The sequence below is a fragment of the Thauera phenylacetica B4P genome (genome assembly GCF_000310225.1).
Lineage (GTDB): Bacteria > Pseudomonadota > Gammaproteobacteria > Burkholderiales > Rhodocyclaceae > Thauera > Thauera phenylacetica.
Window position 1 is genome coordinate 1 of sequence record NZ_AMXF01000021.1, and the last position, 11,564, is coordinate 11,564.

Below are 11,564 nucleotides of genomic sequence, written 5' to 3' on the forward strand. Positions count from 1 at the left end.
GCGGCTATCGCCCGCTCGGAGGCGAGGCCCGCCTCGCGCTCGACGCCGCGACCCTGCGCCTGGCGGTGACCGAGACCGTGACCGCGCCGCGCCACGACCGCCGCCGCCTCGCCCGCGACCAGGCCTGGAAGCTCGGCTTCATCGCCCTGCGCCAGGCCATCGAGGGCGGCCCCGTGCCCAGCTTCCGCCCGGTGCCGCCCGCCTGGCTCAACGGCCGCTTCGAGGACTTCTGCCGCCACCTCGCCGAGCGCGAGGGCGTGCGCCTGCCCGCGGCGGTGGATTGGGCGCAGTGGGAGGCCATCGGCGAGCGCCGGCGCGACGAGGTGCGCCGCCTGGAGCTGGTGCGCCACGCCTTCCGGCGCGCGCTCGAGGTGTGGCTCGCGCTCGACCTCGCGCTCGGCTTCGAGGCGCGCGGCTTCACGGCACGGATCGGCACCTTCTGCGAGCGCACGCTGACGCCGCGCAACCTGCTGGTCCTCGCCAGCCGGCGCGGCGCGGGGACGCTTCAGCCGTAGCGCCGCGCCGCCTCGACCGCGAGGCCGGCGCCGATGCTGCCGTACAGGTCACCCTCGACGCTGCGTGCCCGCGGCAGCTCGGCCGCGATACGCGCGCGCAGCTGCGGCACGCCGCTCGCCCCGCCGGTGAAATAGATCGTGTCGATGCGTTCCCGGTCCACGCCCGAGGCCGCGAGCAGGCCGGCGACGCAGCCGCCGACACGCTCGACCAGCCCCTGCGTCGCCGCGGTGAAGGCCGCGCGCGAAAGATCGAGCGCCAGCCCGGGCTCGATGCGCTCGAGCGCCACCTGCGTGCGCTCCGCCGCGGACAGCGCGATCTTGGCCTCCTCCACCTGCATCGCCAGCCAGTGCCCCTCGCGCAGGTTGATGAGCCGGCACAGGCGGTCGAGCTCGGTGCGCGCAAGCGCGTCGCGGTAGACCTGCTGCAGGTCGGCCCAGGCCTGGCGGGTGTAGGCGAAGTTGATCGTGTGCCAGGCGGCGAGCTGGAAATACACGCTCGCCGGCATCGTGGCCCCGTTGCGCAGGCGGCTGCGGTAGCCGAGCAGCGGCATCACGCAGTCCAGGCTCAGGACGCGGTCGAAGTCGGTGCCGCCGATGTGGATGCCCGCGTTGCCGAGGAGGTCCTCGCGGCGCTCGGCGGCGCGCGCGCGCTGCGGCGACAGGCGCACGATGGAGAAGTCGGCCGTGCCGCCGCCGATGTCGGCGATCAGCACCAGCTCCTCGCGGCTCAGGGTGCGCTCGTAGTGCAGCGCGGCGCCGATCGGCTCGAACTGGAAGCCGATCTCGCGAAAGCCCACCTGGCGCGCGATGGCCTCGAGCGTGTCCTGGGCCTTGCGGTCGGCGGCCTCGTCCTCATCGACGAAGTGCACCGGGCGGCCGAACACCGCGTGGTCGAAGGCGCGCCCGGTCGCGCGCTCGGCGCGCGCCTTGAGCTCGCCGATGAAGCTCGCGAGCAGCTCGCGAAACCCGAGCGCGCGTCCATTCACCTCGGTCTGGCCGTCGATCAGGCTGGTGCCGAGCAGGCTCTTGAGCGCGCGCATCAGGCGGCCTTCGTAGCCCTCCAGGTATTCGGCGAGCGCCGCGCGCCCGTAGTGGATCGAGTCCTCGTCGGCGTTGAAGAACACCGCCGAGGGCAGCGTCGCCCGGCCGTCCTCCAGCGGGACGAGGACGGCCGCGTCAGGGCGCAGCCAGCCGACGGTGGAGTTGGAGGTGCCGAAGTCGATGCCGCAGGCGCGGGGAGGCTGGGTCATGGGGTCGCTCGCGGGACGGGACGCGCTCGGCGCGCACAAACGGAGAGGCGGCGATTATGCGTCCCCTCGGGCCCGCGCGCGACAGTGGGAGCGGACAAGCCCGCTCCCACCATCGCACAAGTCACCCCTGCCGTTCGCGCGCAGGCGCGGTTTCCTGGGGCCAGCGCCGATCAGCGCTCCCCGAGGAAGCTCTCGGGCGCCGGGAGCGGCGTGGCGGGCACCGCCATGTCGCCAGGGCAGAGCTGCTCGGTGAAGCCATCGAGCGAGCCCATCGAGCGGCAGTCGCGACGCGCCACCGGCTCGCTGGTCATGTAGGCGATGACGAGCCGCGTGAGCGCCTCGAGCGCGTCGCGGTGGGTGCGCTCCTGGGCGTGCGAGGCGTCGGCGCCGAAGCCGATCAGGGCGGTGCGGAGGTCGTTGCCCGCCTCCACCGCGGCGGCCGAGTCCGAGCGGTAATAGCGGAAGATGTCGCGGCGGTGGGCGATGCCGTGCGCCTTGGCGAGCGCGATCAGCTTGTGGGTGAGGTGGTAGTCGAAGGGGCCGGACATGTCCTGCATGCAGATCGTCGCCGCATGCTCCGAGGTGTTCTGCCCGGGCGCGGCGATCGAGATGTCCAGGCTGACCATCTCGGCGATCTCGCCGTGCAGCGCGGCCGAGGCGCCGGAGCCGATCTCCTCGGTGATGGTGAGCAGCGGATGCACGTCCACCGGCAGCGGCAGGCCGTGGTCGCGCACCGCCTTGCAGGCGGTCAGCAGCGCGGCCACCGCAGCCTTGTCATCGAGGTAGCGCGAGTTGATGTAGCCGTCGGGCTGGATCTCGGGCTGCGGATCGAACGCGATCCAGTCGCCGACGTTGAGGCCCGCCGCCTCCAGCCCGGCATGATCATCGACTGGCAGGTCAACGCGGATCTCGACATGCTCCCAGCCCACCGGCTGGGTGTCGATCTCGCCGCCGAAGGCGTGGCCCGAGGTCTTGAGCGGCAGGCAGGTGCCGCGCACCTGGCCGTGGTCGGTGAAGATGGTGAGCCGCCCGCCCTCGGCGAAGCGCGCCGACCAGTGGCCGATGGGCACGATCTCGAGCCGGCCGTTGGGCTTCAGCGACTTCACCATCGCCCCCAGCGTGTCGAGGTGGGCGACCACCGCGCGCGCCGGCTGCGCGGCCTGGCCCTTGAGCGTGGCGCGGATGGCGCCGCGGCGGGTGATCTCGTAGGGGATGCCGAGCACCTCGAGGCGGCCGGCGGTGTAGCGCACCGCGGCGTCGGTCAGGCCGACCGGGCTGGGGATGGCGAGCAGCTGCAGCATCGTCTCCTCCAGATAGGCGTAGTCGATCGCGGGCAGGGGAATGCCTCGGGCCGGGTCGTTCATGGGGGCGTCTCCTCTCTTGTCGGTGGATTGGGCGCGCGACGGGGAATGGCGCTCGCGGCGGGCTTCAGCCGCAGGCTGCTCGCGCGCTTGCCCGCGAGGGCGGCGGCATCGGCGCGATCAAGCCGTCGCCGCGCGCGAGCGCGGAAAGAGCAGGTCGATGAAGCGCTCGGCGGTGGGCTGCGGTTCGTGGTTGGCCAGGCCCGGGCGCTCGTTGGCCTCGATGATCACGTACTCGGGCCCGTCGACCGCGGGCACCAGGAAGTCCAGCCCGGTGACCGGGATGTCGAGCGTGCGCGCGGCCTTTTCGGCGGCCTCGCGCAGGGCCGGGTGCAAGGCCGCGGTAACGTCGTGGATGGTGCCGCCGGTGTGCAGGTTGGCGGTGTTGCGCACTTGCAGGCGTTGCTCGGGCGGCAGCACGGCGTCGAGCGTGAAGCCCTGCGCGGCGAGGCAGCGCGCGGTCTCCGCGTCGAGCGGGATGCGCGACTCGCCGCCGGTAGCTGCGGCACGTCGGCGGCTCTGGCGCTCGATCAGCGCACGCACCGTGCTGCGGCCATCGCCCACCACCTCCGGCGGCCGCCGCACCGCCGCCGCCACGACCTGGTGGTCGATGACGACGATGCGCAGGTCCTCGCCCTTGCAGAACTGCTCGACGATGACGCGATCGCAGAACTGGCGCGCACGCTCGATCGCAGCGCGCACCTCCTCCGCGCTGCGCAGGTCGACGCTGATGCCCTTGCCCTGCTCGCCCTCGACCGGCTTGACCACCACCGCGCCGAGCTCGGCGAGCAGCACCTGCCAGCCCGCCTCGTGGTCCCCATCGGCCTGGCGTGGCACCGCGAGCCCCTCGCCGGCGAGCAGCTTCAGGGTCACGCGCTTGTCCTGGCAGCGGCTCATCGCCACCGCGCTGGTGAGCTCGGACAGGGACTCGCGACACACGATGCTGCGCCCACCGAGGGTGAGGCGGAAGTAGCCGTTGTCGGCGTCGATGACTTCGGCGTGGATGCCGCGCCGGATCGCCTCGTCCACCAGCAGCCGCGCGTAGGGGTTGAGATCCTGCAGCGCTTCGCCGCCGCCGATGAACAGCGGCTCGTTGATCGCGTTGCGGCGCTTTACCGCGAACGCGGGGATGCGCTGGAAGCCGAGCTTGTCGTAGAGCGCGATCGCCTGCTCGTTGTCGTGCAGCACCGACACGTCCATCCACTCGCGCCCGCGCGCCTGGTAGTGCTCGGCCAGATAGCGCACCAGCGCCTCGCCCACGCCCGGGTGCGCCGCCTGCGGCGCCACCGCCAGCGCCCACAGGCTGGCGCCGTGCTGCGGGTCGGCGAAGGCCTCGACGTGATCCAGGCCCATCGCCACGCCGATCACCTCGCCGCTCGCGCGATCCTCGGCGAGCGCGTAGCTGATCGCCCGGCTGGCGCGCGCCTTCCACACCGCCTGCGCATCCACCGGCACCATGCGGCGCGCGCGGTAGAGCACGTTGATCGCCGCCACATCGGCGCGCGTGCGCAGCCGGCGCAGGGTGAAACCGCTGCGCCCGGTGCGCTGCGGGGCGCCGCGATAGGTGGCGAGCTTGAGGCGGAAGGCCTCGGACGGATCGAGGAAGAGCTGCTGCGGTGCGAGCGCCACGACCACGTGCGGCTTCTCGACGTAGAAGGCGATGTCGCGCTGGCCGGGGCGCTCGGCGAGCAGGGCCTCGGCCAGGCTCGCGGCATCGCGCCAGGTCTGCGCCGGCAGCAGCCGCCCCCAGCCGCATTCGATGACGACGTCCGTGGGCGCGCCCGCCGGCTCGGGCTGGCCGGCGGGGCGGTGCACGGCCAGTTGTGCGCTGCGCTGCTCGGCGCGCAGGGCGCGCGCGATGTGCTTGCGGATCATCGTGCCTTGCCCTCAGCCCACATGGGTCTGCAGCCACCACTCCAGCAGGCCCAGCTGCCAGAGCTTGGAGCCGCGCAGCGGCGTGATGTGGGCGGACGGGTCGGCGAGCAGCGTGTCGACGTAGTCCTTGCGGAACAGCCCGCGCTCGCGCGCCGACTGGCTGGACAGCGCGTCGCGCACTCGCTCGAGCACCGGCCCCTGCAGGTACTTGAGCGCCGGCACCGGGAAGTAGCCCTTGGGGCGGTCAATGACCTCGTCGGGGATCAGCTTGCGCGCGGCCTCCTTCAGCACGCCCTTGCCGCCGTGCGCGAGCTTGTGGCGCGCCGGGATGCGCGCGGCGAGCTCGACCAGCGCGTGGTCGAGGAAGGGCACGCGCGCCTCCAGGCCGAAGGCCATGGTCATGTTGTCCACGCGCTTGACCGGGTCGTCGACCAGCATCACCGTGGTGTCCAGACGCAGCGCCTTCTCCACCGGGTCATCCGCGCCCGGCGCGCTGAAGTTCGCCGCGACGAAGGCCGCGCTCGCATCGACGCCGTGCCACTGCGGATTCACCGTGGCGAGGTATTCCTCGTAGTAGCGGTCGCGAAAGGCGGCGAGGTAGTCCGCCACCGGGTCGGCGCTGCCGGCGAGCTTCGGGTACCAGTGGTAGCCGCCGAACACCTCGTCCGCGCCCTGCCCGCTCTGCACCACCTTGCTGTGCCGGCTCACCGCCTCGGAGAGCAGGTAGAAGCCGATGCAGTCGTGGCTCACCATGGGCTCGTTCATCGCCGCCACCGCCTCGGGCAGGCGGGTGAGCAATTCCTGCTCGGGCACGAAGATGCGCTCGTGCACCGTGCCGAACTCGCGCGCGACGATGTCGGCGTATTCGAACTCGTTGCCCTTCTCGCCGCCCACATCGGCGAAGCCGACGTTGTAGGTGCGCAGATCCTTCACACCCGCCTCGGCCATCAGGCCGACGATGAGGCTGGAGTCCACGCCGCCCGAGAGCAGCGCGCCCACCGGCACGTCCGCCACCAGGCGGCGCCTGACCGCGGCGCGCAGGCCGTCGAGCAGGATCTCGGTCCAGTCCTCGAAGCTGCGTGACTCATCGGCGGCGTCGCGGGCGTAGTCCAGCCCCCAGAAGCTGCGCTCGCTGCGGCGGCCGTCGGGCTCGATGCGCATCAGCGTGCCCGGGGCGAGCTTGCGCACGCCGGCCAGCAGCGTATGCGGCGCCGGTACCACGGCGTGGAAGGAGAGGTAATGGTTGAGCGCCGCCGGGTCGATCGCGGTGTCCACCCCACCCGCCGCGAGCAGCGCCGGCAAGGCGGAGGCGAAGCGCAGCCCGCCCGCGATCGGCGCGTAGTAAAGCGGCTTGATGCCCAGGCGGTCGCGGCCGAGCAGCACGCGGCCGCTGTCGCGCTCCCAGATCGCGAACGCGAACATGCCGTTGAGCCGGCTGACGAAGTCCTCGCCCCAGGCGTGATAGGCCTTGAGCAGCACCTCGGTGTCGCCGTGGGAGTAAAAGCGGTAGCCCTTGGCCTCGAGCTCGCGGCGCAGCTCGGGGTGGTTGTAGACGGCGCCGTTGAACACGATGCCCAGGCCGAGCTCGGGGTCGACCATGGGCTGCTGCGCCGATTCGGACAGGTCCATGATCTTCAGCCGACGATGGCCCCAGGCCTGCGCGCCCTGCGCAATTACGCCGCCGCTGTCCGGGCCGCGCGCCTGCTGCTGCGCGTTCATGCGGGCCAAAGCCGCGAGGTCCGGGGGGGTGTCGTCGAATCTCAGCTCACCTGCAATTCCACACATCGCACTTCCTGATCTGCTCGAAGAAAGTGCATTGTAGCAAATTTAATTTTCGCAAATGTTCATGCAGCACCCGCGCTCGAGGCGTGACGGTGACCTGGCCTCTCGCCCGCGCTCAGAACGCCGCCTCGGGGAAGCGTTCCAGGGACGGCCCTGCCCGGCAGACGGTCGCCGCATGCGCAGCCGCCTGGGGACCGAAGGTGGCGAAATAGAAGCGCACGAGTTCCACGACGCCCTGCAGGTAGGTCGGATCGCTCCCCTCCCCGCCTCCCTCGGCCGCCCCACCCTGCAGCCGCCGCTGCGCCGCCAGCGCCGCGCGCGCCAGTTGCCATCCGCCACAGACCGTGCCGAGCAGCATCAGGAAGGGCACCGCGCCGGCGAGCACCTCGCCGGGTCGTTCGCCGCCCTCGCCCAGCACCCAGTCCATGGCCAGCCTCAGGGCCGCGAGGTTCTCGGCGAGGCCGGCCGCGATCTCGTCCAGCCCCCCCGCCACGTGTAGCGCTTCCAGTGTCGTCCCCATGTCGGCGACGAGCTCGTGCAGGGTCTCGCCCTTCTCGCGCAAGATCTTGCGCCCGATCAGATCGTTGCCCTGGATGCCGGTGGTGCCCTCGTAGATGGTGATGATGCGGGCATCGCGGAAGAACTGCGCGATGCCGGTCTCCTCGACGAAGCCCATGCCACCGAAGACCTGGATGGCGTCGTCGCAGACCTCGTTGCCGACCTCGGTGCACCAGCCCTTGGCGACCGGCATCAGCAGGTCGACATAGCGCCGGCACTTGGCGGCCACCTCGGCGTCGGGATGATGGCGGGCGCGATCGAACCAGCCCGCGGCGGCGTACAGCAGCGCCCGCATCGCCATCACCCGGGCGCGCATCGACAGCATCATGCGCTTGACGTCTGGATGGCACAGGATCGGCCGCCCGCTCTCCCCGCTCACCGCGTCGCGCCCCTGCACGCGCTCGCGCGCATGCGCGAGGGCGAACTGGTAGGCGCGCTCGCCCAGTCCCACGCCCTGGATACCGACACCGAAGCGGGCCTCGTTCATCATGATGAACATGGTCTCGAGGCCGCGGTTGGGCGCGCCGAGCAGGTAACCCACGGCGCCGCCGCCGTCCCCGTAGCTCATGGTGCAGGTGGGGCTGCCGTGGATGCCGAGCTTGTGCTCGATCGAGATGCAGCGCACGTCGTTGCGCGCGCCCGGCTCGCCGTCGGCGCCGAGCAGGTACTTGGGGACGATGAACAGGGACAGCCCCTTCACCCCCGCGGGCGCATCGGGCAGGCGCGCCAGCACCAGGTGCACGATGTTGCCGGTGAGCTCGTGCTCGCCGTAGGAAATGAAGATCTTCTGCCCGAAGACGCGATAGCTGCCGTCGGCCTGCGGCTCGGCCCGGCAGCGCGTGGCGGCGAGATCGGAGCCCGCCTGCGGCTCGGTGAGGTTCATCGTGCTCCCCCACTCGCCGCTCACCACCTTGCGCAGCCAGGTCTCCTTCTGCGCCGCATCGCCGGCGATCAGCAGCGCCTCGGCCTGGCTGACGTTGAGCTGGGGCAGCATCGCAAACGCCATGTTGGTCGAGAACCACATCTCCCACACTGCGGTCGAGAGCACGCGCGGCAAGCCCTGGCCACCCCACGCCTGCGGTAGCGACAGGCCGATCCAGCCCGCCTCGGAAAAGCGCTCGTAGGCCGCTTTCCAGCCATCGGGCAGATGCACGCGGCCATCGCCATCGAGGCGGCAGCCCTGCACGTCGCCCGCGCGGTTGATCGGAGCGAGCACGCCGGCGGCGAAGCGGCCCGCCTCTTCCAGCACGGCGGCCACCAGGTCGCCGGAGGCCTCCTCGCAGCCGGGCAGGCCGGCGATCTCGTCGAGGCCGGCGAGTTCCTCGAGCAGGAACTGCATGTCGCGCAGCGGCGCCTTGTAATCGACCATGTTCGACCTTCTCCTGTTCGTCCTGCGGGTTCAGCGCGGTGCCAGCCGGATCGCGCCGTCGAGGCGGATGGTCTCGCCGTTGATCATGACGTTGTCGACGATGCTGCACACCAGGCGCGCGTATTCGGCCGGCTGCCCCAGGCGCTGCGGGAAGGGCACCGAGGCGGCGAGCGACTCCTGCACCTCGGGCGGCAGCGTGTGCATCATCGGGGTCAGGAACAGCCCGGGCGCGATGGTGACGACGCGGATGCCGTTCTTCGCGAGTTCGCGCGCGATCGGCAGCGTCATCGACACGATGCCGCCCTTGGAGGCGGCGTACGCGGCCTGGCCGATCTGGCCGTCGAAGGCCGCCACCGAGGCGGTATTGACGATCACCCCGCGCTCGCCGTCGTCCTGAGGCGCGCCTTCCGCCATCGCCGCGGCGGCGAGGCGGATCATGTTGAAGGTTCCGACCAGGTTCACCTGGATCGAGCGTGCGAAGTCGGCGAGCGGGAGCGGGCCGTTCTTGCCCAGCACCTTGCCGGCGCTACCGATGCCGGCGCAGTTGACCAGCCCGTTGAGGCCGCCGAAGCGGGATTTCGCCAGCTCGACCGCGGACTGCGCATCGCCTTCGTCGGCGACGTTGGTGCGGGCGAACACGGCGCGCTCGCCGAGCGCTGCCGCGAGGCGCTCGCCGGCCTCGACGTTGAGGTCGGCAATCACGACGCAGGCGCCGCCGTCGTGTAGCGCGCGCACGCTCGCCTCGCCGAGGCCGGAGGCGCCGCCGGTGACGATGAAGATGCTGCCTTGCAGTTTCATGCCCTGTTCTCCCTTGTCAGCCGACGTTCTCGAGCACGATCGCGACACCCTGTCCGCCACCGCAGCATGCGGACGAGACGCCGTACTGCAGCCCGGCCTCCTTCAGCTCACGCGCCACCGTGGTGGTGAGCCGCACACCGGAAGTGCCGAGCGGATGTCCAATCGCGATCGCGCCACCATGGACGTTGACCTTGTCGCGGTCGAGCCCGAGTTCGCGTTCGCAGGCCAGGTACTGCGCCCCGAAGGCCTCGTTGATCTCGATGCGGCCGAAGTCGCCCACGCCGAGACCCGCGGCGCGCGCCGCGGCGCGGATCGCGGGCGCCGGCCCGATCCCCATGATCTCCGGCGGCACCGCCACCGCGGCGCCGGAGACGATGCGCGCCAGCGGCACGAGGCCGTGGGCGCGCACCCAGTCGCCGCGGGCGACGATCACCGCCGCGGCGCCATCGACGATCGCCGAGCTGTTGCCGCCGGTCTGCACGCCGCCGAAGGCGGGCTTGAGCTTCTGCAAGGTCTCCAGGCTCGTCGGGCGCACGTGACCGTCGCGCTCCACGCGCTCGACGCGGTCGGCCAGCTTCAGCCCGCGCGGCTGGTAGCCGTCCAGCGTCCAGCTTGCATTGGTGACGGCACACACCTCGCCGTCGAAGTAGCCGCTCTCCCAGCCCGCGAGCGCGCGCGCGAAGCTCTGCGCAGCGAAGCGGTCGACCTCCTCGCGGCCGATGCCGTAGCGGCGGGCGAGGTTCTCGGCGGTATCGCCCATGCTGGCTGCGGGCGCGGTGTCCTTGGTGGCCTCCCAGAGGAAGTCGCGGAAGTCGACCTGGCCCATGCGAAAGCCGGCACGGTGGGTGTAGGCCGCGATCGGGTTGCGCGACATCGACTCGGTGCCTACGCACAGGACGACGCCGGCCTTGCCGAGGGTGATCTGGTCGGCGGCGTTCAGGATGGTCTCGAAACCGGTGCCGCACAGCCGCTGCACGAGCACCGCCGGCACATTGGGGTTTACCCCGGCGTAGAGGCCGACGTGGCGCGGCAGGAAATAGGCGTCGAAGCTCGCCTGCGCCATGTTGCCGGCGACGATGCCGTCGACCTCGGTGGCGGGAATGCCGCTGCGCTCGAACAACGCGCGCGCGGCGTAGATGCCCATGTCGGTGGGCGAGACGTCACGCAGCGGGCCGTTATAGTCGGCAAACGGCGTGCGTCGGCCCGCCACCAGCCAGATGTCGTCGTAGGCACGGGCTTGCGCCGAGGCTTCGGACGCGGAGTACGGATTGCTCATCGCTGGGGTCCCTTTCCTTTGCGCTCCAGGAAGTGACCGATGCGCTCGGCGACCTCCGGGCTCGTCTGGGTGAGTGCGGCGGTCAGCGATTCGACGAAGAGCCCGTCGTCGCTGGCCATGTTGTCGATGCGCGAGATCGCCGAGACCATCGCCCAGTTCGCCATCGGGGCGTTCTCGGCGATCCGGCGCGCGAGCTGCTGCGCCTTGGCGAGGCTCTCGCCGGCGCCCACAAGATAGTGCGACAGGCCCAGCCGCTGCCCCTCCTCGGCATCGAGGATGCGTCCGGTCAGCATCATCTCGCACATCCGCCCCGCGCCGATGATGCCGGCCACGCGCACCGAGCCGCCGCCGCCGACGAAGATGCCGTGGCGGCCTTCGGGGAGCTGGTAGATCGTGCTCGGCTCGGCCACGCGCACATGGGTCGCCGTCGCGAGTTCGAGCCCGCCGCCGATCACCGCACCCTGGATCGCAGCCACCACCGGGATGCCGCCGTTCTGGATGCGGTCGAAAATGCGGTGCCAGCCGCGCGAGTGCTGCATCACCCCGAAGGGCTCACGGTGCTGGTGCTCGGAGAGATCCAATCCGGCGCAGAAATGCGCGCCATCGCCGGCGAGGACGATCGCCCGCGTACCCTCCGGGGTCGCGATCAGGGCCTGCTCCAGCGCAGCGAGCAGGCGATCGCTGACCGCGTTGCGCTTTTCCGGGCGCGCCAGCGTGATGGTGTAGATGTGCTCCTCCGAGGAGGTCCTGACCAGTTGTTCGCTCATCGTCATTTGTTTC

General features: G+C 71.3%; 8 protein-coding genes and 1 pseudogene. 1 reads left to right on the forward strand and 8 read right to left on the reverse strand.

Translation table 11 applies throughout. The annotated features are described in order from the left end of the window. Positions 1-515 (forward strand): annotated as a pseudogene (locus C667_RS05165) (methyltransferase); the annotation flags it as partial. Here the strand turns inward: C667_RS05165 and C667_RS05170 are convergent. The 8 genes from C667_RS05170 to C667_RS05205 all read right to left on the reverse strand — a co-directional run bounded on the left by C667_RS05170 (position 506) and on the right by C667_RS05205 (position 11,551). After that, the gene (locus C667_RS05170) at positions 506-1,765 is read right to left on the reverse strand and encodes an Hsp70 family protein (protein WP_004358088.1); all 1,260 of its coding nucleotides are present in this window, start codon (positions 1,763-1,765) and stop codon (positions 506-508) included. The pseudogene C667_RS05165 and the gene C667_RS05170 overlap by 10 nt on opposite strands. A 170-nt stretch (positions 1,766-1,935) precedes the next feature. Further along, the gene (locus C667_RS05175) at positions 1,936-3,129 is read right to left on the reverse strand and encodes an osmoprotectant NAGGN system M42 family peptidase (RefSeq protein ID WP_004358090.1); all 1,194 of its coding nucleotides are present in this window, start codon (positions 3,127-3,129) and stop codon (positions 1,936-1,938) included. A gap of 117 nt (positions 3,130-3,246) precedes the next feature. Beyond that, on the reverse strand, positions 3,247-5,001 hold the full coding sequence (gene ngg / locus C667_RS05180; protein ID WP_004358091.1) for an N-acetylglutaminylglutamine synthetase: 1,755 nt from the start codon (positions 4,999-5,001) through the stop codon (positions 3,247-3,249). Between the two features lie 12 nt (positions 5,002-5,013). Further along, positions 5,014-6,786 carry an N-acetylglutaminylglutamine amidotransferase gene (locus tag C667_RS05185; protein WP_004358093.1) on the reverse strand — a complete coding sequence of 591 codons (1,773 nt, stop codon included), beginning with the start codon at positions 6,784-6,786 and terminating at the stop codon, positions 5,014-5,016. 112 nt (positions 6,787-6,898) lie between these two features. Beyond that, on the reverse strand, positions 6,899-8,710 hold the full coding sequence (locus C667_RS05190) for an acyl-CoA dehydrogenase (protein ID WP_004358094.1): 1,812 nt from the start codon (positions 8,708-8,710) through the stop codon (positions 6,899-6,901). A 30-nt stretch (positions 8,711-8,740) separates the two neighbouring features. After that, positions 8,741-9,508, reverse strand: coding sequence for a 3-hydroxyacyl-CoA dehydrogenase (locus C667_RS05195; RefSeq protein WP_004358095.1), 768 nt, complete (start codon positions 9,506-9,508; stop codon positions 8,741-8,743). 16 nt (positions 9,509-9,524) lie between these two features. Further along, complete coding sequence (locus C667_RS05200; RefSeq protein WP_004358096.1) at positions 9,525-10,784, reverse strand: thiolase family protein; 1,260 nt, start codon at positions 10,782-10,784, stop codon at positions 9,525-9,527. Beyond that, entirely contained in the window at positions 10,781-11,551 is a 771-nt protein-coding gene (locus C667_RS05205; protein WP_039920818.1) for a crotonase/enoyl-CoA hydratase family protein, read from the reverse strand. Before C667_RS05205 ends, C667_RS05200 begins: the two co-directional genes overlap by 4 nt. Positions 11,552-11,564: the final 13 nt, after the last annotated feature.

What these genes read in the sequence shown, in the direction of transcription:
- C667_RS05170 (WP_004358088.1), bottom strand. Translation starts at nt 1,765, where the DNA reads ATGACCCAGCCTCCCCGCGCCTGCGGCATCGACTTCGGCACCTCCAAC.
- C667_RS05175 (WP_004358090.1), bottom strand. Translation starts at nt 3,129, where the DNA reads ATGAACGACCCGGCCCGAGGCATTCCCCTGCCCGCGATCGACTACGCC.
- ngg (WP_004358091.1), bottom strand. Translation starts at nt 5,001, where the DNA reads ATGATCCGCAAGCACATCGCGCGCGCCCTGCGCGCCGAGCAGCGCAGC.
- C667_RS05185 (WP_004358093.1), bottom strand. Translation starts at nt 6,786, where the DNA reads ATGTGTGGAATTGCAGGTGAGCTGAGATTCGACGACACCCCCCCGGAC.
- C667_RS05190 (WP_004358094.1), bottom strand. Translation starts at nt 8,710, where the DNA reads ATGGTCGATTACAAGGCGCCGCTGCGCGACATGCAGTTCCTGCTCGAG.
- C667_RS05195 (WP_004358095.1), bottom strand. Translation starts at nt 9,508, where the DNA reads ATGAAACTGCAAGGCAGCATCTTCATCGTCACCGGCGGCGCCTCCGGC.
- C667_RS05200 (WP_004358096.1), bottom strand. Translation starts at nt 10,784, where the DNA reads ATGAGCAATCCGTACTCCGCGTCCGAAGCCTCGGCGCAAGCCCGTGCC.
- C667_RS05205 (WP_039920818.1), bottom strand. Translation starts at nt 11,551, where the DNA reads ATGAGCGAACAACTGGTCAGGACCTCCTCGGAGGAGCACATCTACACC.